The 19,388-nt window shown below is 71.5% G+C and carries 17 protein-coding genes; 9 read left to right on the top strand and 8 right to left on the bottom strand.

Going from position 1 to position 19,388, the window contains the following annotated elements; genetic code table 11:
• Positions 1-91 precede the first annotated feature (91 nt).
• Positions 92-1,084, bottom strand: coding sequence for a tyrosine recombinase XerC (locus BM140_RS11640; RefSeq protein WP_091945899.1), 993 nt, complete (start codon positions 1,082-1,084; stop codon positions 92-94).
• Positions 1,085-1,187: 103 nt separating this feature from the next.
• On the opposite strand from BM140_RS11640, the gene BM140_RS11635 reads away from it, so the two are divergent.
• Positions 1,188-1,583 carry a VOC family protein gene (locus BM140_RS11635; RefSeq protein WP_091945897.1) on the top strand — a complete coding sequence of 132 codons (396 nt, stop codon included), beginning with the start codon at positions 1,188-1,190 and terminating at the stop codon, positions 1,581-1,583.
• A gap of 32 nt (positions 1,584-1,615) precedes the next feature.
• Here BM140_RS11635 and BM140_RS11630 read toward each other — a convergent pair whose 3' ends face one another.
• Together BM140_RS11630 and hrpB are read right to left on the bottom strand one after the other, a co-directional pair.
• Entirely contained in the window at positions 1,616-1,957 is a 342-nt protein-coding gene (locus BM140_RS11630; protein WP_244535395.1) for a hypothetical protein, read from the bottom strand.
• A 52-nt stretch (positions 1,958-2,009) separates the two neighbouring features.
• Positions 2,010-4,493, bottom strand: a complete 2,484-nt coding sequence (gene hrpB / locus BM140_RS11625; protein ID WP_091945895.1) for an ATP-dependent helicase HrpB — start codon at positions 4,491-4,493, stop codon at positions 2,010-2,012.
• A 210-nt stretch (positions 4,494-4,703) separates the two neighbouring features.
• Here hrpB and BM140_RS11620 point away from each other — a divergent pair, with 210 nt between their 5' ends.
• Positions 4,704-5,009 carry a hypothetical protein gene (locus tag BM140_RS11620; RefSeq protein ID WP_091945893.1) on the top strand — a complete coding sequence of 102 codons (306 nt, stop codon included), beginning with the start codon at positions 4,704-4,706 and terminating at the stop codon, positions 5,007-5,009.
• Between the two features lie 312 nt (positions 5,010-5,321).
• Positions 5,322-7,973: a DNA mismatch repair protein MutS gene (gene mutS / locus BM140_RS11615; protein ID WP_244535402.1), complete on the top strand. Its 2,652-nt coding sequence runs from the start codon at positions 5,322-5,324 to the stop codon at positions 7,971-7,973.
• A gap of 6 nt (positions 7,974-7,979) precedes the next feature.
• Here the strand turns inward: mutS and BM140_RS11610 are convergent, their stop codons facing one another.
• Complete coding sequence (locus tag BM140_RS11610) at positions 7,980-8,456, bottom strand: hypothetical protein (RefSeq protein ID WP_131803799.1); 477 nt, start codon at positions 8,454-8,456, stop codon at positions 7,980-7,982.
• A gap of 381 nt (positions 8,457-8,837) precedes the next feature.
• Between BM140_RS11610 and BM140_RS11605 the strand changes: the two genes are divergently transcribed.
• The gene (locus tag BM140_RS11605; RefSeq protein WP_207549453.1) at positions 8,838-10,355 is read left to right on the top strand and encodes an FAD-binding oxidoreductase; all 1,518 of its coding nucleotides are present in this window, start codon (positions 8,838-8,840) and stop codon (positions 10,353-10,355) included.
• Here the strand turns inward: BM140_RS11605 and BM140_RS11600 are convergent.
• Both BM140_RS11600 and BM140_RS11595 read right to left on the bottom strand, forming a co-directional pair.
• Positions 10,305-10,754, bottom strand: coding sequence for a response regulator (locus BM140_RS11600; RefSeq protein ID WP_091945885.1), 450 nt, complete (start codon positions 10,752-10,754; stop codon positions 10,305-10,307). The genes BM140_RS11605 and BM140_RS11600 overlap by 51 nt on opposite strands.
• Positions 10,755-10,839: 85 nt before the next feature.
• Positions 10,840-11,943, bottom strand: a complete 1,104-nt coding sequence (locus BM140_RS11595; protein WP_091945882.1) for a PAS domain-containing protein — start codon at positions 11,941-11,943, stop codon at positions 10,840-10,842.
• Positions 11,944-12,409: 466 nt separating this feature from the next.
• Here BM140_RS11595 and BM140_RS11590 point away from each other — a divergent pair, with 466 nt between their 5' ends.
• Together BM140_RS11590 and BM140_RS11585 are read left to right on the top strand one after the other, a co-directional pair.
• On the top strand, positions 12,410-13,825 hold the full coding sequence (locus BM140_RS11590) for an AmpG family muropeptide MFS transporter (RefSeq protein WP_091945881.1): 1,416 nt from the start codon (positions 12,410-12,412) through the stop codon (positions 13,823-13,825).
• Positions 13,822-14,748, top strand: a complete 927-nt coding sequence (locus BM140_RS11585) for an EcsC family protein (RefSeq protein WP_091945878.1) — start codon at positions 13,822-13,824, stop codon at positions 14,746-14,748. The genes BM140_RS11590 and BM140_RS11585 overlap by 4 nt, the downstream gene beginning before the upstream one ends.
• A 4-nt stretch (positions 14,749-14,752) precedes the next feature.
• Here BM140_RS11585 and BM140_RS11580 read toward each other — a convergent pair whose 3' ends face one another.
• On the bottom strand, positions 14,753-15,064 hold the full coding sequence (locus tag BM140_RS11580) for a cupin domain-containing protein (protein WP_091945875.1): 312 nt from the start codon (positions 15,062-15,064) through the stop codon (positions 14,753-14,755).
• 41 nt (positions 15,065-15,105) lie between these two features.
• The gene (locus BM140_RS11575) at positions 15,106-16,329 is read right to left on the bottom strand and encodes a hypothetical protein (RefSeq protein WP_091945872.1); all 1,224 of its coding nucleotides are present in this window, start codon (positions 16,327-16,329) and stop codon (positions 15,106-15,108) included.
• Positions 16,330-16,408: 79 nt separating this feature from the next.
• Here BM140_RS11575 and BM140_RS11570 point away from each other — a divergent pair, with 79 nt between their 5' ends.
• The 3 genes from BM140_RS11570 (at position 16,409) to der (ending at position 19,382) form a co-directional block, all read left to right on the top strand.
• The gene (locus BM140_RS11570) at positions 16,409-17,014 is read left to right on the top strand and encodes an NnrU family protein (RefSeq protein ID WP_091945869.1); all 606 of its coding nucleotides are present in this window, start codon (positions 16,409-16,411) and stop codon (positions 17,012-17,014) included.
• A gap of 189 nt (positions 17,015-17,203) precedes the next feature.
• Positions 17,204-17,917, top strand: coding sequence for a tetratricopeptide repeat protein (locus BM140_RS11565; RefSeq protein ID WP_091945866.1), 714 nt, complete (start codon positions 17,204-17,206; stop codon positions 17,915-17,917).
• 121 nt (positions 17,918-18,038) lie between these two features.
• A complete protein-coding gene (gene der, locus BM140_RS11560) occupies positions 18,039-19,382 on the top strand; it encodes a ribosome biogenesis GTPase Der (RefSeq protein WP_091945864.1) in 1,344 nt (447 codons plus the stop codon).
• Positions 19,383-19,388 lie beyond the last annotated feature (6 nt).

Here is a 19,388-nt window from a genome sequence, read left to right as displayed (position 1 = left end):
GACTCGGGCGGCATCGACCGCCGTCTTGGGCACAGTCCGCCACTCAATCGCGGCAAGACCAAGGTGAATTCGGTCCGTGAATGCGACAGCCTCACGGGTTTGTTGCGCCGGCCAACTTGCCCGCCCGCGGATGCGCCGCCTCGAAGGCGCTCATCAGCCGGGCGGCGTCGACCTTGGTGTAGAGCTGCGTCGTCGAGAGCGAGGCGTGGCCCAGAAGTTCCTGGATCGCGCGCAGCTCACCCTGGCGGGCGAGGAGATGGGTTGCGAAGGAGTGACGCAGGGCGTGCGGCGTCGCGCTCTCGGGCAGGCCCAGCGCGCCGCGCAAGCCGGCCACCGCGTATTGCACGATCCGCGGCGAGAGCGGCCCGCCCTTCACGCCGACGAAGAGCGGCCCGTCCGGATCGAGCGGGTAGGGGCAGAGGGCGAGATAGTCGGCGACCGCCTGCGCCACCGCCGGCAGCACCGGCACGGCACGGACCTTTCCGCCCTTACCGGTCACCCGAACCTCGTCGAGGCCCGGCACCGGGGCGTCGCGGGCGGTGAGGCCCAGCGCCTCGGAGATGCGAAGCCCCGAGCCGTAGAGCAGCGCGATCACCGCCGCGTCGCGGGCGAGCACCCAGGGCTCGCGCGATTCGTCCGCGCGGGTTTCCGGCAGGGTCATGGCCACCGCGGCCTGGACGGGCAGCGGCCGCGGCAAGCGCCGCTCGACCTTGGGCTGGCGCACCGCGCCGAGCGCGGCGACGCTGCCGTGGCCCTCGCGCTCGAGATGGCGGGCGAAGGAGCGCAGGCCCGCCAGCGCCCGCATCAGCGAGCGCCCGGAAATGTCGTCGGCCCGCCGCGCCGCCATGAAGGCGCGCAGGTCGCGGGGCTTGAGGGCGATGAGTTTTTGGATCGTCGGCGGGCCGGAGCGGGCGTCGAGATGGGTCAGGAACTGGCGGAGATCCCGCTCGTAGGCCTCGACCGTGTTGGCGGCCATGCGCCGCTCCTGCGCCAGCGCCCGGCGCCAGCCCTCGGCGGCGGCGCGCAGGGCCGCGTCACCGGGGAAGGGGAGGTCGGCATCGAGCTGTCGGGCGCTCCGGGACATGGGGGGAGCAAGCGCCGCCTATGGTTGACGAACGGTTAATCCCCTTTCCCCCGACGGCGGCTGCGCCATCTGGCCGCCCATCGACGTCCAACAGAGAGCCCCGATGGCCAAGCCCGTCCACAGCATGATCCGCGTCCGCGACGAGGCCCGCTCGCGCGACTACTACGCCCGCGCTTTCGGCCTGGAGCCCGCCGACCGGTTCGACTTCCCGGACTTCACCCTGCTCTACCTGCGCGACCCCGCCTCGCCGTTCGAGCTGGAGCTGACGGTCAACAAGGACCGCTCAGAGCCCTACAATCTCGGCGACGGCTACGGCCATATCGCCTTCGTGGTGGACGATGCCGAGGCCGAGCATGCCCGCTTCCAGCGCGAAGGCTTTCCGGCCACCGACCTCAAGACGCTCAAGCACGGCGACACGCCGCTCGCGACCTTCTTCTTCGCCACCGACCCGGACGGCTACAAGATCGAGGTGATCCAGAAGGGTGGGCGGTTCGCCTGAGCGCGACGCAAAAAGGGAGACGCCGCCGTGCCTTACGGCGCCGTCTTCTCCAATCGCTCGAAGGCCGCGATCCCCTTTTCGCAGGCCGCGGGCGAGGGCGCCGGAAGGCTCGTCTCCAGCCTCAGGGCGTCGTCGAGGGAGAGCAGGTAGCGCTCGTCGGTCAGCGCGCGGCCGACCGCCGCCTGCATCCGGGCGCGACCGGCGGCGATGGCGGCATCGACCCGCTCGCGGGCGACGCCGCAGGCCAGCGCCCGGCCAAAAATCTTGCCGTGCTTTTCGCCCTCGGCCTGCGGGATGACCAGGGGCTTGTCCTGTGCCGAGGCCGCCACCGACCACAGCAGCGGGGCCAGACACAACGCCGCGCGCATCCTCATCACCACACGTCCTCCCTGTTGCTCTCGTCGTATCCTCGCGCGGGCAGGTCCGTCACGTGCCGCGCGGCTTCGCCCGCCGGGTCGGCGCCTCGGCGAGCGGGTCCTCCGGCCAGGGATGGCGGGGATAGCGCCCGCGCATCTCGGAGCGCACCGCGCTCCATGAGCCGCGCCAGAAGCCCGGCAGGTCGCGGGTGATCTGGATCGGCCGATGGGCCGGCGAGAGCAGGTGCAGGACCAGCGGCACCCGCCCGCCGCCCAGCGTCGGATGCCGGTCGAGGCCGAACAGCTCCTGCACCCGCACCGCCAGCACCGGCTCGGGGCCGGATTCGTAATCGACCGGGATGCGCGAGCCGGTCGGCACCTCGACATGGCTCGGCGCCTCCTGCTCCAGCCGGGCACGCAGCGGCCAGGGCAACAGCGCTTGCAGCGCCTGGCCGAGGTCGTCGGCGGTGATCGAAGCGAGGGAATTGCGCCCGACGATGCCCGGGGCGAGCCACTCCTCGACCGAAGCCGTCAGCGCTTCGTCCGACAGGTCGGGCCACTCGCTCCCTTCCGCCCCATGGAGGAAGCGCACGCGGGCGCGCCATTGCGTCAGCGCCGGGGTCCAGGGCAGACGCTCGATGCCGAGCCCAGCGATCCCGCGGGCCAGCACCTTGGCCGCCTCCTCGTCGGCCGGGACGGGCAGCGTGCGCTCATCGAGGCTGACCGCGCCGAGGCGGCGGATTTCGCGCGCCCGCAAGGCCCGCGCCTGCCCGTCGAAGGAGACGCTCCGGACCGTCTCGATCCGGTCGGAAAACAGCGCGTCGATGGTCTGCGGGGAAATGGCCGCGGCGGCGAGGATGCGGGCATTGGCCGCCGTCCCGGTGAGGTCGGCCACCACGACGAAGGATTCGCGGGCGAGCGCGCTCGCGGGGTCGAGGAGCCCGGCCCGGCCGTTCGCCATCAGCACCGCACCCTCGCGGCCTCGCGCGCGGGCGACCCGGTCGGGATAGGCGAGCGCCAGCAGCGCGCCGGGCTCGGCCCAAGCTGGATCGGGCTCCTCCGGGCGGGAGCCGGCGGCGCGCTCGGCCTGCCGCGCCCAGCCCTCGGCGAGGCGGCGCATGTCGGCGGCGCGCCCGCCGCGGTCGCGGGAAAAGCGGTCGAGGCGGTCGGCGAGATCGACGGAATCGCCGCCCAGCCCCCGCTCCACCAGCACGGCGGCCAGTTCTGCGGCCGTACGGGCATGACCGGCTTCCGCGGCGCGGGCGACCATCCGGGCGAGGCGCGGCGGCAGCGGCAGGGCGCGCAGGGTCCGGCCCGTGGCGGTCAGGCGCCCGTCGGCGTCGAGCGCGCCGAGATCGGCGAGCATCGCGCGCGCTTCCGTCAGCGCCGGGGCGGGGGGCGGGTCGAGGAAGGGCAGGGCGGTCGGGTCGGACACACCCCAGGCGGCGCAATCGAGCACGAGGCCGGCGAGGTCGGCCGACAGGATTTCCGGCCGGGCAAAGGGTTCGAGCGCGGCGGTCGCCGCCTCGGGCCAGAGCCGCCAGCACACGCCCGGCTCCGTGCGCCCGGCGCGGCCCCGGCGCTGATCGACCGAGGCGCGGGAGGCGCGCGCCGTGACGAGGCGGGTCATGCCGTTGCCGGGCTCGTAGAGCGGCACGCGGGCAAGCCCGGAATCGACGACGATGCGCACGCCTTGAATCGTCAGCGAGGTCTCGGCGATGGCGGTCGCCAGCACCACCTTGCGCCGACCGGGCGGAGCCGGGGCGACCGCCCGGTCCTGCTCGCCCTGGGTGAGCGCGCCGTAGAGGGGCGCGAGGTCCGTATCCTCGGGCAGGCGGCCTTCCAGCCGCTCGGCGGTGCGGCGGATCTCGGCCTGTCCGGGCAGGAAGGCGAGCAGTGAGCCCGGATCGGCCCGCAGCGCCCGCAGGATGGCCCCGGCCATGGCCTCCTCGATGCGTTCGTTCGGGGAACGGTCGAGATGGCGCGTCTCGACGGGAAAGGCGCGGCCCTCGGATTCGACGACCGGCGCATCCCCCAACAACCCGGCGACGCGGGCCCCGTCGAGGGTCGCCGACATGGCGAGGATGCGCAGATCCTCGCGGAGAGCGCCCTGCGCGTCGAGGGCGAAGCCGAGGCCGAGATCGGCGTCCAGCGAGCGCTCGTGGAACTCGTCGAACAGCACGGCGCCGATGCCGGTCAGTTCCGGGTCGTCGAGGATCATGCGGGTGAACACGCCCTCGGTGACGACCTCGATGCGGGTACGCGCCGAGACCTTGGAGCCGAGCCGCACCCGCAGGCCCACCGTGTCGCCGACGCGCTCGCCCAACGTCTCGGCCATGCGCTCGGCCGCACCGCGGGCGGCCAGCCGACGCGGCTCCAGCAGGATGATCTTTTGGGTGCCGAGCCAGGTTTGATCGAGCAGAGCCAGCGGCACCCGCGTGGTCTTGCCCGCGCCGGGCGGGGCGACGAGCACCGCGGCGTTCCGCTGCTCGAGCGCCGCGCGGAGCGCGGGGAGGGCGGCCTCGATCGGGAGCGGGGCGGGGTCGTTCGGCATCGGCGGGGAGGTGACCCGGATCGGGTTTCCGCGCAACCCATTGAACCTTCACGCTCAAGGTCCGCCGGCAATCCCGCCGAGCTCGCTTGCGACGATCAAACATTTGTTACTGGATTCCGGCCACAGAACCGGAACGGCCGCGCTCACGCCGACTTGAGGGCTCGACGTGCCGAGCGTGCACGGACCTAACGACGGACGGACGAGAGACCCATGCGGATTGCCCTCACCCTCGCGGCCGGCGTGCTGCTCTGCGGCCTCGGCGCCGGCTCGGCCTCGGCCGCCCCGGCCATGCCGGCTCCCGGTGTCGTCGCCGGCGACACGGTCGAGACCGTGATGCATGGCGGTCGCCACCATCACCGCCATCACGGCTGGCACCACCACCACGGCACCACCAAGGCCTATCGCCGCGCCCGCCGCTACAACACCCACCGCCACGGCAACCCGAACGCCCGCAACCCGGAGCGTCCCGGCTACCAGCAGCAGCTCGGCAACACCACGAACGGCCCGCGCTACTGATCGGCTTGTAGGGATCGTCGTCTCCATCCACGACGATCCTGGCAATCGAGAACAAGATAGCCCGCCCGGCTCGAAGCCCGGCGGGCTTTTTCGTGCTCGGCACCATCCGCTTGCACGGCCTGGGGAGAGCGCACACTTGTCCACGATGTTCGCTGTCCGTCTCCGGTGCCGCTTCGGGGCGGGGCTGCTAGCCTCCTCCCCATGCGTTCCAGTTCCTCTCGTCCTAAAGCCCTCGAACGTCGCGCGAGCCCGGCGGATTCGGTGACCTCCTCGCCCGTCTCATCCCCGTTGGACATCCCCGGCGCCACGCCGATGATGGCGCAGTACATCGAGATCAAGGCCGCCAATCCGGACTGCCTGCTGTTCTACCGGATGGGCGACTTCTACGAGCTGTTCTTCGAGGACGCCGAGATCGCCTCGCGTGCGCTCGGTATCGTGCTGACCAAGCGCGGCAAGCATGGCGGCGCCGACATCCCGATGTGCGGCGTGCCGGTGGAACGGGCCGACGACTACCTCCACCGCCTGATCGCGCTGGGCCACCGCGTCGCGGTCTGCCAGCAGACCGAGGACCCGGCGGAGGCCAAGAAGCGCGGCCCGAAATCGGTGGTGCGGCGCGAGGTGACCCGCCTCGTCACGCCGGGCACGCTGACCGAGGATCGCCTGCTCGATCCGGCCCGCGCCAACCTCCTGCTCGCCATCGGCCGCCGCAAGGTCTCGGATTCGCGCGAGGCCTATGGGCTGGCCGCCATCGACATCTCGACCGGGCGCTTCTCGCTCAGCGAAGTGGACGGCCCGGAACTCCCCGCCGCCATCGCCCGGCACGAACCGCGGGAGATCGTACTGTCGGAGGCGATCCACGCCGACCCGGCGCTGGCGCGGCTGTGGCGCGACACGTCGGCCGCGGTGGTGCCGCTGGCGGCGGCCGAACTGGAGCCGGCCTCGGCCGAGCGGCGCATCCGCGAGCAGTTCGGCGTCAAGACCCTCGACGGGTTCGGCAGCTTCTCCCGCGCCGAGATCGCGGCGGCGGGCGCGGCGCTCCTCTACATCGAGCGCACCCAGTTCGGGGCGAAGGTGCCACTCTCGGCCCCCTCCCGCGAGGCCTCCGGGGCGACGCTCGCCATCGACGCGGCCACGCGGGCCAACCTCGAGCTCACCCGCACGCTCTCGGGCGAGCGCAAGGGCAGCCTGTTGGAGGCCATCGACCGCACCGTCTCGGCGGGCGGGGCGCGGCTGCTCGCCGAGCACCTCGCCGGTCCGCTGACGGACCTGAAGAAGATTGCGCGGCGGCACGACGCCGTGGCCTTCCTCGTCGCGGACGGCTCATTGCGCGCCCACCTCCGCGACGCGCTCAAGGCCGCCCCCGATCTCGCCCGCGCCCTGTCGCGGCTCGGCCTCGGCCGCGCCGGCCCGCGCGACCTCGCCGCCCTCCGCGGTGGGTTGGATGCCGCACTCGCCATCGCCGAGGGCCTCGGCGGGGCCGCGTTGCCCGAGGGCATCGCCCGCCTCGTGCGCCGCCTCGACGCCGCCGATCGGGAACTGGCCGCGGAACTTGGGAGCGCGCTCGCCGACGACCTGCCGCTCAACCGCCGCGACGGCGGCTTCGTGCGCGCCGGCTACCACGCCGAGATCGACGAGGCCCGCCTGCTCGGCCAGGACTCGCGAAAGGTCATCGCCGCGCTCCAGGCGCGCTACGCCGAGGCCACCGGCTGCCGGACGCTCCGGATCAAGCACAACAACGTGCTCGGATATTACATCGAGGTGCCGCAGGCGGTGGGCGAGGCCTGCCTCAAGGGCCTGATGAAGGAGTTCGTGCATCGCCAGACCATGGTCGATGCCATGCGCTTCACCAGCGTGGAACTCGGCGAGCTGGAATCGAAGATCGCGGGCGCCTCCGACCGGGTGCTGGCGCTCGAATCCGAAGTGTTCGACGGCTTGAGCCAGCGCGTGATGGCCCAGGCGGACACCATCGCGGACATCGCCGACGCGCTCTCGGCGCTGGACGTGGCGGCCAGCCACGCCGAACTCGCGGTCGAACTCGACTGGACGCGGCCGCGCCTCGACGACAGCCTCGCCTTCGCGATTGAAGGCGGGCGCCATCCGGTGGTCGAGGCGGCGCTCCGCAAGGCCGGCGAGGCCTTCATCGCCAATGCCTGCGACCTCTCGGGCGAGGAGGCCGGGCGCATCCGCCTCGTCACCGGCCCGAACATGGGCGGCAAGTCGACCTTCCTGCGCCAGAACGCGCTGGTGATCGTGCTCGCGCAGATGGGCGCCTTCGTGCCGGCGAGATCCGCCCATCTCGGCGTGGTCGATCGGCTGTTCTCCCGCGTCGGGGCGGCGGACGACCTCGCGCGGGGGCAGTCGACCTTCATGGTCGAGATGGTCGAGACCGCCGCGATCCTGAACCAAGCGACGCGCCGCTCCCTCGTCGTCCTCGACGAGATCGGCCGCGGCACCGCGACCTTCGACGGGCTCTCCATCGCCTGGGCCTGCCTGGAGCACCTGCACGAGAAGAACGGCTGCCGGGCCCTGTTCGCCACGCATTTCCACGAGTTGACCGCGCTCAGCAAACGCCTGCCGCGCCTCGACAACGCCACTCTCAAGGTCGCCGAGCACGGCGGCGACGTGGTGTTCCTGCACGAGGTGGTGCCGGGCGTGGCCGAGCGTTCCTACGGCCTGCAGGTCGCCCGCCTCGCCGGCCTGCCGGCGAGCGTGGTGGCGCGGGCCGGCACCATCCTCAAGGGCCTCGAATCGTCCGAGCGCGAGCGCCCCTCCCGCGCCCGCATCGACGACCTGCCGCTGTTCGCGAGCCTCACCGAGATCGCCCCGCCTCCGCCGGAGCCGGCCGTCGTCACGCCCGAGGACACGCTCGGGCCGCTCCTCGACGGCATCGATCCCGACAGCCTGACCCCGCGCGAGGCGCTCGACGCCCTGTACCGGCTGAAGGCGGAACGGGGGCGGGGCTGAGGGCCATCAGGTCGTCGACAGCTTGCCCCGGATGAAGCACGTCCCCGCCACGCCGCCCTTTTCGTAGAGCGCGAACACGAGGCTCGGAAACGAACTCGATCCGAACTTGAAGTTTGCCGGGAGGTTGAAGTTCGATCCGGACGGCGGGGCGTTCGGGATGTCCGGAATCAGGGCCTGCATCTCGACCCGCAGCGGGTGGAAGCGGGCATTGTCCGTTGCCCCGTATTTCGATCCCAGGGCCAAGTGGAGCCGCACATAGGCCGTCGTCTGATTGAACATGCATCCGACATCGGTGACGGTCAGGAATTTGCCGGATGGAATCGCGGCGAATTTGAAGACGACCTGGGACACCCCGGAAACGCTGACAACGGCCTTATCCTCGTAATAATCGCCCAATACGACCGGCGCGTTGCTTTGTGCGCGCACCTCGGATCCTCCCAGAGCAAAAAACACGCAAGCAACGCAAGAGAGATAACGAATCATTTCCAAGGTCCGGCCGACGCTTTTGCCAATGATCGAACCTTGGCCGTGGGACGACAAAACTGTCAATGAAATGTTCGCCGTGGCAAGAACCGGGCAGGAACACCCCGCCCCCGATACAGGAACCGTGGGCTGTCGCTGCGACGAGACGGCCAGCCGCAAATCTTGGAGTGCCTCACAAGATTCCGGTTCACGGCCGGTGTCCCCTCCGGGCGCGACGGCGCAAGGGGAGTTTGTGAGAGACACTTAACGAGCCGTGAGGAGATTCCAGCCGAAGCTGATCCCGGCAAGCACAGGATGCAAGGGGCCATGGCGCTCGAACTTCGGTCGTCTCGTCGGAATTTCCTCGCCGGCCTCGGCGGGTTCGCCGCGGCGACCCGACTCATGCCGGTCCCGGCCCTTGCCTTCGAGGCGGGGCGGTGCCCGCCGCCCTCGGCCTGGCGCGATCTCGCCCGCGCGGTGAAGGGCGGCGTGTTGCGGCCCGAGGACCCGTTCTTCGCCGATACCTGCCGGCCGAACAACCTGCGCTACGGCGCGACCCTGCCGGCCGGCATCGCCCGCTGCGTCGGCGCGCAGGATGTCCAGGCCTGCCTTCGCTGGGTAACGGCGCAGGGCATGCCCTTCGCCGTCCGCTCCGGCGGGCACAACTACGCCGGTTTCTCCACCACGCCCGGCCTGCTGATCGACATGTCCCGCATGGCGGGCGTGGCGCCGGTTGCCGGGAGCGACAGCCTCGTCACGGTCCAGGGCGGCACCCTCAACCTCCTCGCCTACAAGCAGATGGAGCGGCTCGGCCGCACCATCACGCATGGCCGCTGCGACACCGTCGGCGCGGCGGGCTTCCTGCTCGGCGGCGGCATCGGCTTCAACATGCGCAAGTTCGGAATCGGCGCCGACCTCATGCGCGCGACCGAACTCGTCACCGCCGACGGCCACCGCGTTCGGGCCGACGCGACCACCGAATCCGACCTCTTCTGGGCCTGCCGCGGCGGCGGCGGCGGGAATTTCGGCATCAACACCGCCTTCACCCTCGACACCCGCCCGGTCGGGGCCGTGACGGTGTTCGACCTGACCTGGAGCAAGGATCTGCCGAAGGTCCTCAAGCTCCTGCTGACCGAGCTGGCGAGCGCCCCCGACGATTTCGGCTCCAAGATCGCCGTCACCATCCCGAGCCGGCCGGAGGGCTGCGCGCCGGGGCCGGTCACCCTCTCGATCCTCGGCCAGCTCCACGGCTCGACCCACGCCCTCAAGGACATCTTCAAGTCCACCTGGGAGATGGTCGACACCGGCCGGTCGCAGATCAAGGCGGACGTGCCCTACTGGCAGGGCCAGGACTTCCTGACCGAGACGACGTTCCCGTACTACTATCAGGAGAAGTCGAGCTACATGCGCGCCGCTTCCATCGGCGACGAGGCCATCGCGGCGATGTTCGATTGGGCGGAGAAAATGCCCGCCACCTCGATGCCGGTGTGCTTCAAGTTCTTTCAGGTCGGCGGCGCCATCGATCGCGTCGGCCGGACCGACACCGCTTACGTGCATCGCGGGGCCGACTGGCTGTTCACCGTCGAGGCCAATTGGTGGAGCCCGACCGATTCCACGCTTCAGGTCGCGCAGGCGCTCGACTGGCAGCAGCGCTTCTACGACGACGTCAACCGCCGAACCGGGGCGGTGGGCGCCTTCCAGAATTTCTCCGATCCGTCGCTGGCCGACTGGCAGGGCGCCTATTACGGCGAAAACCTCGCCCGGCTCTCCGAGGTGAAGCGGGCGGTCGATCCGGGGATGCTGTTCACCTTCGCCCAGGCGATCCGCCCGGCCGAGACGGCCCGTATCGGCCGCAACCCGTCTCCGGCCCTACCCGGCGGCGCCCGGCGCGAGGCAGAAGCCGTCGAGCGTCTCCCCTGACGGCCCGTGTCCCGAGCGGCAGCGGGCGACGTAGTCCAGCGCGCTCGCCACGGTACGCTCGGAATAGGGCTTGGCGATCACCCCGACGGCGCCGGCGAAATCCGGCGGGATGCGCTTGGCGTTGGCCGTCATGAACACGACCGTGGTGCGCGGGTCGGCGCTGAGCGCGCGGGCCACCTCCACGCCGGTCGGGCCGTCGATCAGGTGGATATCGACCAGCGCCACGTCCGGCGCCGTGCTGCGCCCGAGCGCGATGGCCTCGGCGGAAGCCGAGGCGACGCCGACGCTGACATGGCCGAGGTCTTCCAGCAGGCATTCGAGTTCGAGGGCGATCAGCACCTCGTCCTCGACCACGAGGATGCGCAGGGCCTCGCCCGATGCCGGCCTCACCTCCGGCATCCCGCCTCTCCTTCCCCGTGTCGCCGCGGCACCGTTCCGCCTCCGGGAGGACATGGCACGAAGCGGTGCCCCGCGGAAAGGCCGGTCACGGCGCGGCCTCCGCCGGAAGGGGCACACGGATCGCGGCGCGGGTGCCGGGCGCGGCCTCCGACCACGCGATGGTGCCGCGCAACTGGCGCACCACCATCTCGACCAGCATCCGCCCGAAACCCGTCGGGTTGGGGACGCCCGCCGACAGGCCGATCCCGTCATCCTCGACGACGAGTTCCATTCCGGCGCCATCGCGCCGCGCGCTCACCCGCACCCGGCCGGCCCGCCCGCCGGGGAAGGCATGGCGGAAGGCGTTGCCGGCGAGTTCGTGCAGCATCAGGGCGAGCGGCGCCGCCATGGCGGCGGGCAGGGCCAGCGGCTCCACCTCGGTCTCGACCCGCGCGGCGCACGCCTCGTGCGCGGCGGCGAGGTCCGCGATCAGGTCGTCGGCGAAGGCGCTGACATCGAAGCGGGCGGCGTCGCCTTCCGAGTAGAGCATGCGGTGGGCGGTCGAGAGGGCACCGATGCGCTCGGCCATCGCCTGGAGCGCGTCGCGCGCCTCGCCCGGCGGCGTGCGGCGCGCCTTCAGCAGCATCAGCGAGGAGATGACCTGCAGGTTGTTCTTGACCCGGTGATCGACCTCGTGGAGCAGCGCGGTCTTCTGCTCCAAGGCGAAGCGCAGGTCGGCGGTGCGCTCGCCCACCTCCCGCTCCAGCGCGCCGTTCGTGTCGCGCATGGCGGCTTCCAGGCGGTGCTTGTGGGTCATGTCGGCCTGGGCCGAGAAGAAGTAGAGGATCGCGCCGTCCGCATCCCGCACCGGGTTGACCGTCATCCCGTTCCAGAACGGCGTGCCGTCCTTGCGGTAATTGAGCAATTCGCATTCGAACGCGCGGCCTTGCGCAATCGCCTCGCGCAGGGCCGCCAGCGTCGCCCGGTCGGTCGCCGGGCCCTGGAGCCGGCGGCAATTGTGGCCGTAGAGTTCGTCGCGCCCGTAGCCCGTCAGGCCCAGGAAGGCGCCGTTGGCCCAGACGATCGGGTTGTCGTCCCGGCGCGGATCGGTGACGACCATCGGGGTCGGGCTCGCCTCGAAGGCCGCCGCGAACACGTCGACGGTGAAACCGGGCGGGAACGCCGTCGCCTCTGTGGGAAAACCCGTCATTCCTACGCCGACGCGAAGCCTGCCGCTTCGCGAAGCGACAGGCGAACCAACGAATTCCGAAGCCTCCCGCAGGCGACCGGTTCCCCCCAACGGGGTTCGGTCGCTCCCGTTCCGGAGTGGACTTCACGCTTCCGTCAAGCTTGCCTTACCCTTAAGCCGGCAAGGGTTGGAAAAGCGTTTCGAAGGCCAGGGTCCCAAAGTCCGGCGCCGGTCGCAAGGGGGGGCAGGGCAGCGGGCCGTGGCCGGCGGCCCCGAGGCCGCCGCGATGGCCATCGAGGAGCGGCGGGAATACGCGCCGGCCGGCGAAAGCGTGGCGCCCGCGACCGGGCTGCGGGCCCGGAAGGGGCTGGCGGGCGTGACGTCGCCATGTTTTGTGCCGAGTCTCAACGAATGCGCAGGCGCCGGCCCGCGTTCAGGATGCATCGAACTCGGCCACCCACTGCGGGGCCGCAGGGAGTGTCACGCCATGGCGGCGGATTCAACGGCTTCGACGACGCAACGGCGCAAGCTGCGCCTGCGGGATCTCACCGAAGACCGGCGCGTGGCGCAGATGCTGGCGCTCGGCTTCTCGTCGGGCCTGCCGCTGCTCCTCGTGCTCGGCACCTTCACCTTGCGGCTCGCCGATTCGGGCATCGACATCAAGACGATCGGCCTGTTCAGCTACGTCGCGCTTCCCTATTCGCTGAAGTTCCTCTGGGCCCCCTCGATCGACCGGGTCGACGTGCCGTTCCTGGCCCCGCGGCTCGGGCGCAAGCGCGCCTGGATGGTGACGACCCAGATCGCCACGGCCCTGGCGCTGGTCCTGATGGCCTTTGCCGACCCGAAGGAGCAGCTTGCCCTGCTCGGCGTCGGCGCCTTCCTCGTCGCCTTCTGCGCCGCCACGCAGGACGTGGTGATCGACGGCTGGCGCATCGAGGCCGCGGGCACCGACCTGCAGGGCATCATGGCGGCGACCTCGAACCTCGGTTACCGGTTCGGTCTGATCCTGGCCGGGGCCGGCGCCCTCTACGTCGCGGCCTATGGCGGCTGGACGCTCGCCTACCTGTCGATGGCCGCGCTGATGAGCGTGGGCTTCGTCGCGGCGCTGCTGGCCACGCCCTACGACCGGCCGCGCGAGGCGGCGACCGGCCGGCGCGACCTGCCGGCCGCCATGCGCCGCGCCGTGCTGGAGCCGCTGACCGACCTGCATGCCCGCATGGGCAACGCCCTGTTCGCGGTGCTGGCCCTCGTCGCGCTCTACCGGATGCCGGACTTCGTCTCCGGCGTGATGGCGAACCCGCTCTACATCAAGCTCGGCTACGGCAAGGCGGAGATCGCCACCATCGTCAAGCTGTTCGGGATCTGGGTCGGGATCGCGGGCGGCTTCCTCGGCGGCTGGTCGATCGCCCGCCTCGGCATGTTCGTGACGCTGATCATCGGCGCTTTCATCGCCGCCGCCTCGCACCTGTCGCTGGCGTGGCTCGCGCTGGGCGAGCCCGAGCAGTGGCGCCTCGCCGTCGCGGTCTCGATCGAGAGCCTGTGCGGCTCTTTCGCCGGCATCGCCCTGATCGCCTACATGTCGAGCCTGACCACGCCGGGCTTCGCCGCCACGCAATATGCCCTGTTCTCCTCGCTCTACGCCCTGCCGGGCAAGCTGGTGGCCGGCACCTCCGGCTTCGTCGTCGCGGCCTACGGCTTCCCGACCTTCTTCGCGATGACGGCGGCGGTCGGCATCCCGGTGGTCGCCCTTTGCTTCGCGGTCGGTCGCATCCCGCAGCAGACGGCGCCCGAACGGACCGCCGAACCGGCGCCGGAGACGGGGAACCCGATTCCTCCCGTCGGTCTTGCTTCCCCCGAAGCGGAGCCCGATCTTCCGACCAAAGCCGCGAGGGCGCAGACGTGACCGACCTTGCCGTCACCGGACAGACACTTCCCATCCCGATCGAGGGCGCGACCCTTCCGCCGCTCTCCGAGGCCGACCGCGCCGCGCTCCGCCGCGCCGTGGACGTGCTGGAGCGGCCGGGGCTCGCGGCGCGCCTGTCGGCGGCGGCGGGCGCCCCGCTCGACCTGATCGGCCGGGCGCTGCCGGCCCCCGTCACCGAGGCGGTCGGCCGCTCGACCGAAGCCGCGATGCGCACGGCGCTCCGGATCGCGCTCGCCACCCTGCCGGACAAGGCAGTGAAGCCGTCGGGCTCGGCGGTGGAGCGGATCGAGGAGGGCGCGGGCGCGCGGCTCGGCCGCCTCGTGGGCTCCAGCGAGACCCGCCACAAGGCGCTCGCCGCCGTCTCCGGGGCGCTGGGCGGCGCCTTCGGGCTGGCCACCGTGGCGATCGAGCTGCCGCTCTCGACCACGATCATGCTGCGTTCCATCGCCGAGATCGCTCGCGAGGAGGGCGAGGATCTGAGCGACCCGGAAGGGGCGCTGGCCTGCGTTCAGGTCTTCGCGCTCGGCGGTCGCAACGGACCCGAGACGGCGCTCACCGAGAGCGGCTACTTCGCCGTGCGGGCGGCGCTGGCCAAGACGATGGCGGAGGCGACCCGTTACGCCGCGAACCGCTCGCTGCTCGATGCGGGCGCCCCGCCCCTGGTCCGCCTCACCGCGCAGATCGCCTCGCGCTTCGGGCTCGTGGTCTCGCAGAAGGTCGCCGCGCAGGCCGTACCGGTGATCGGCGCGCTCGGAGGCGCTGCGGTCAACACCGCTTTCATGGATCATTTCCAGGGCATGGCGCGGGCCCACTTCACCGTGCGCCGGTTGGAGCGGGCCTACAGCAAGGAGGCCGTGCGGGCGGCCTATCTGGAGGAGAAGACGGCGCTCGGCATCGCCTGACGCCTCAACCCGGCAGGTTGGTCTCGACCAGCACCGTCGCGGTGTCGAACGAGGCCGCGTGCCACGTGCCGGCCGGGAAATGGAACAGGCTGCCGGCCGCGAAGGCCACGCGCCCCTGCTCGGTCTCCAGAATGCCCGAGCCCTCGATCACCTGCACGAACTGCTCGTGGTCGTGGCTGTGGCGCGGCGCCTCGGTCCCGGCCGGAATCGCCACCCGCACGAGGCTTGCGCCGTTCCCTTCCAAGCTGCGCTTTCCCACGCCGGAAGGCGCGCGCGTCTCCGGCAGATCGGTCCAGGGCAGGCAGTGGCGGGTCATCGTGGGCTCCGAGCGCGACTGCGAAGTAGGCGGAACGTGCCTCAGGGCCAGACCTTGATCGCCACCGGGCGCCGCACGAGGTCGCGATCCGAGGTGATCGTGCAGCCCTCCACCTTGAGCGTCGCGTAGGTGAGGAGCGCCCGCTCGCCGACATCGTCGAAGTTGCGGCCCGCGGCCTCCGGATCGAGGAGCGACGGGTAGGCGATGAGGCGCGCGCCGGCCTTGCTCTCCACCTTGCCACCCACCTTGCACGGATCGTCGTAGAGCGTGGCGCCGGCCATCAAGAGGCGCGGCGCGTCCCAGGTCAGGAGATCGCGCGAGGCGGTCCAGTAGAAGCCGGATTCGGCGAAAGCGCCGCCCTCGAACGCCCCGCCCTTGGCCGCCATGAACACCGCGATCCACGCCCCCGTGCCGCGCTGGCGCACCAGCGCCCCGACCGGGCCGGGAAACGGCCCGACCGGGCGGCAGGTGTCGGGCCGCTTCACCGCCTTGCGATAGGGGTCCGGGAAGGCCGCGGTGAAGCCGGTGCCGGTCCAGGCGCGCCAGCGGGTGGGGTCGGCGGGGTCGTCCGAGCGGAACAGGCAGACGCCCGCGGGCTGGTCGCTGCCGGGCCGGTCCCAGCCGGTGGTCGAGGCCAGAAAAAGGCGCCAGCGCCCGTCGCCGACGATGTTGGAGGGGTTGAAGAAGCCGCGATGCCGGCCCTGCTCCTCCTCCTGCCGGAACGGCGCCCCGGCCACCACCGCGGGCGGGTGCGTCCGCGCGAAGGTCGCGCCGCCGTCGCGGGACTCCGCCGCCGTGATCGTGTTGTACCAGCACTCCATATACACCTTGGAGCGGCAGCGGCCCTCGTGCTCGTTGGCCTGGAACTCGTGATGGACGAGGGCCGCGACGCGGGCACCGTCCTCGGTCCAGGTGGCGGTGATCCACGAGCGGTCGTCGTAGAGCGCCGGATCGCCCTTGCCCCCGGAATCGAGCACGACGCGGCAATCGATCTTGAGCCGGTCGAAATCGGGCCCGCGCAGGGCCCGGTTGCGGTAGTGCAGGCCGAACAGCGCGATGCCGCCCGTCGCATCGCGGAACGCGCGGGCGGGGGCGTCCGGCACGTCGGCCCCGTCGCAGGCGTCGCGGGTCGCCGAGAAGATCAGGCGCTCGGGGCCCGTCACGGTGAGGGCCGAGAGCGGCGGCTCGGCGGCATGGCTCCGAAGCGGCACGAGGCCGCACAGGAGCGCGAGCGCCGCGAGGGCAGGGCGGGGCAGCCTGGACATCCCATCAGGATTGCGTTTTGAACCGTTACAGGAAGCTTGTCCGGATCGTCCGGCGCAGGCGCCGTCCACAGGCCGCCCCATGCTCGTTCTGATCCTCGGCCTCGTGCTGTTCCTCGGCACCCACGCCTTCTCCATGGCGCGGGGGAAGCGCGCCGAGGTGATCGGGCGCGTGGGCGAGCCGCGCTACAAGCTCGGCTACGCCCTGCTCTCGGGGCTCGGCCTCGCGCTCACGGCCTACGGCTACGGGCTGTACCGGCAGGAGGGGATGATCCCGGTCTGGTCGCCGCCCACCTTCACCCGCCATCTCGCGGTGCTGCTGACGCTGTTCGCCTTCATCAGCCTGGCCGCCACCTACCTGCCCGGCCATCTCCGCACCCGGCTGAAGCACCCGATGCTGCTCGCCGTGAAGATCTGGGCCACCGCGCATCTCTTGGCCAACGGCGATCTCGGCTCGATGCTGCTGTTCGGGTCCTTCCTGGCCTGGGCGGTCGCCGCCCGCATCAGCGCCAAGCGCCGGGCGCTCACGGCGGGGCAGGTCGCCGCGCAGCACGGCGGACAGGCCGCGCCCGCCGGCTGGCGCAACGACGCCATCGCGGTGGTGGTCGGCCTCGTGGCGTGGTTCATGTTCGGAAAGTACCTGCACCCGCTGCTGATCGGTGTCGCGGCCTGGCCGGGGCAGGCGTGAGGCCCGCGTTGTAGGCGCTCGATTTCCGAGCAGGTCGCCTCGGCCCCCGCCTCGCAATGACGGGGAGGGTGCGGACAGCGACACCGCAAAAAACCAAAAAATTTCGCCAAACCGGAGGCTCTGTGCTAGGCGCGGGCCGGACGACGACAGGCGAGGCGAGCGCGGCCCGCGAGGGACGCACGGATTGAAATGGCCGAGAACAACGAGTTCATCCGCGAGGTCGACGAGGATTATCGCCGCGACCAGTTCATCAAGATCTGGAAGCGCTATAACGCGCTGATCATCGCGAGCGCGATCCTGCTGGTCGCCGGCGTCGGCGGCTGGAACTACTGGCGCCATGCCCAACTCGTGCGGGCCGAGGCGACCTCGGAGCGGTTCGACAAGGCCAGCCGCCTCGCCAAGGACGGCAACACGGCGCAGGCCGAACGCGACTTCGCCGCGATCCAGGCCGAGGGCCCGGCGGGCTACGCCCTGCTCGCCCGCTTCCGCAATGCCGCCGAGACGGGCAAGCGCGACGCCGCCGCCGGCGCCGCCGCCTACGACGCGCTCGCCGCCGACAAGGACGCGGGCGATGCCCTGCGCGATCTCGCTCGGCTCCGCGCCGCCCTGCTGCGCCTCGACGGGGCGGAGGCCGACGCCGCGCTCACCCAGCTCCAGGGCCTCGCCACGCCCACCGGCACCTTCCGCCACACCGCCCGCGAGATGCTGGGCCTGACGGCGCTCCGCAAGGGCGACATCGAGGGCGCCGGCCGCTGGTTCGACCAGATCGCGGGCGACAACGACACGCCTCAGGGCCTGCGCCAGCGCGTCGAGATCTACGCCGCCCTGGTGGCGGGCGGCCCGGTCACGGTCACCGAGGCCAAGCCCGAGAACGCCGCGCCCCCGCCGCCGATCACCCGCTGACACCCGCCGCCTCGCGATGACGGAGGTGCATCCGGAGCGATATCCGCCCGCTCCGGGATGTCCTATCCTTGCACGATGACCCGCGCGGGCCCGTTCCGGCCGCGCCGAGAGACTAAAGATCATGGACCTGCCGACCGTCGCGATCGTCGGACGCCCGAACGTCGGCAAATCGACCCTGTTCAACCGGCTCGTCGGGCGCAAGCTCGCGCTCGTCGATGACCGCCCCGGCGTGACCCGCGACCGGCGCGAGGGCGACGGCTCGATCGGCGACGTCGCCTTCCGCATCATCGACACCGCCGGGCTCGAGGAGGCGGACGCCGACTCGCTGCTCGGCCGCATGCGCGCCCAGACCGAGGCCGCGATCCTCGAATCCGACGCGGTGCTGTTCGTCATCGACGCCCGCGCCGGCGTGCTGCCCGCCGACCGGCCCTTCGCCGAACTGGTGCGCCGGGCCGGCATTCCGGTCATCCTCATCGCCAACAAGGCCGAGGGCGGGGCCGGCATGGCCGGCGCCTACGAGGCGTTCTCGCTGGGCTTAGGCGATCCGATCCCGTTCTCCGCCGAGCACGGCGAGGGCCTCGGCTCGCTGCAGGATGCCCTGCGCGACGTGCTGCCCGAGCCCGACGAGGACGAGGAGGACGACGGCGAGGGCGGCAAGGGCCTGCGCGTGGCCATCGTCGGCCGCCCCAACGCCGGCAAGTCGACGCTGATCAACCGGATGATCGGCGAGGATCGGCTGCTCGTTGGCCCCGAGGCCGGCATCACCCGCGATTCGATCTCCCTCGACTGGGAGTGGCGCGGCCGCAAGATCAAGCTGCACGACACCGCCGGCATGCGGCGGCGCGCCCGCATCGACGACAAGCTCGAAAAGCTCGCGGTCTCGGACGGGTTGCGCGCCGTGCGCTTCGCCGAGGTGGTGGTGGTGCTCCTCGACGCGACGATTCCCTTCGAGAAGCAGGATCTTACCATCGTCGATCTCGTCGAGAGCGAGGGCCGCTCCCTCGTGATCGGCCTCAACAAGTGGGACCTCGTGGCCGACCAGCCCGGCTTGCTCAAGACGCTGCGCGAGGACTGCACCCGCCTGCTGCCGCAGGTGCGCGGCGTCTCGGTGGTGTCGCTGTCGGGGCTGGGCGGCGAGGGCATCGACAAGTTGATGCAGGCGGTGGTCGATGCCTCCGAGGTGTGGAGCCGCCGCGTCTCGACCGCGCGGATCAATGCGTGGCTCACCGACGCGCTCCAGCGCAACCCGCCGCCCGCGGTGTCGGGCCGGCGCATCAAGATCCGCTACGGCACCCAGGTGAAGAGCCGCCCGCCGCACTTCGCCCTGTTCGGCAACCAGCTCGACGCCCTGCCGAAATCCTATACCCGCTACCTCGTCAACGGCATCCGCGAGGCTTTCGACCTGCCCGGCACGCCGATCCGGCTGTCGCTGCGCACGACCAAGAACCCGTTCGAGAAGGGCTGATACGGT

It is taken from the genome of Methylorubrum salsuginis (assembly GCF_900114375.1).
GTDB lineage: Bacteria > Pseudomonadota > Alphaproteobacteria > Rhizobiales > Beijerinckiaceae > Methylobacterium > Methylobacterium salsuginis.
This window is presented reverse-complemented; position numbering and strand designations above follow the sequence as displayed.

Excerpts from the sequence above, each read along its gene's own strand:
- BM140_RS11620 (WP_091945893.1), top strand. The coding sequence starts at position 4,704 with ATGCGGATTGCCCTCACCCTCGCGGCCGGCGTGCTGCTCTGCGGCCTC.
- BM140_RS11605 (WP_207549453.1), top strand. The coding sequence starts at position 8,838 with ATGCCGGTCCCGGCCCTTGCCTTCGAGGCGGGGCGGTGCCCGCCGCCC.
- der (WP_091945864.1), top strand. The coding sequence starts at position 18,039 with ATGGACCTGCCGACCGTCGCGATCGTCGGACGCCCGAACGTCGGCAAA.
- BM140_RS11590 (WP_091945881.1), top strand. The coding sequence starts at position 12,410 with ATGGCGGCGGATTCAACGGCTTCGACGACGCAACGGCGCAAGCTGCGC.
- BM140_RS11600 (WP_091945885.1), bottom strand. The coding sequence starts at position 10,754 with ATGCCGGAGGTGAGGCCGGCATCGGGCGAGGCCCTGCGCATCCTCGTG.
- BM140_RS11580 (WP_091945875.1), bottom strand. The coding sequence starts at position 15,064 with ATGACCCGCCACTGCCTGCCCTGGACCGATCTGCCGGAGACGCGCGCG.
- BM140_RS11595 (WP_091945882.1), bottom strand. The coding sequence starts at position 11,943 with ATGACGGGTTTTCCCACAGAGGCGACGGCGTTCCCGCCCGGTTTCACC.
- BM140_RS11570 (WP_091945869.1), top strand. The coding sequence starts at position 16,409 with ATGCTCGTTCTGATCCTCGGCCTCGTGCTGTTCCTCGGCACCCACGCC.
- BM140_RS11565 (WP_091945866.1), top strand. The coding sequence starts at position 17,204 with ATGGCCGAGAACAACGAGTTCATCCGCGAGGTCGACGAGGATTATCGC.
- BM140_RS11635 (WP_091945897.1), top strand. The coding sequence starts at position 1,188 with ATGGCCAAGCCCGTCCACAGCATGATCCGCGTCCGCGACGAGGCCCGC.
- mutS (WP_244535402.1), top strand. The coding sequence starts at position 5,322 with ATGATGGCGCAGTACATCGAGATCAAGGCCGCCAATCCGGACTGCCTG.
- BM140_RS11610 (WP_131803799.1), bottom strand. The coding sequence starts at position 8,456 with ATGATTCGTTATCTCTCTTGCGTTGCTTGCGTGTTTTTTGCTCTGGGA.
- hrpB (WP_091945895.1), bottom strand. The coding sequence starts at position 4,493 with ATGCCGAACGACCCCGCCCCGCTCCCGATCGAGGCCGCCCTCCCCGCG.
- BM140_RS11640 (WP_091945899.1), bottom strand. The coding sequence starts at position 1,084 with ATGTCCCGGAGCGCCCGACAGCTCGATGCCGACCTCCCCTTCCCCGGT.
- BM140_RS11575 (WP_091945872.1), bottom strand. The coding sequence starts at position 16,329 with ATGTCCAGGCTGCCCCGCCCTGCCCTCGCGGCGCTCGCGCTCCTGTGC.
- BM140_RS11630 (WP_244535395.1), bottom strand. The coding sequence starts at position 1,957 with ATGAGGATGCGCGCGGCGTTGTGTCTGGCCCCGCTGCTGTGGTCGGTG.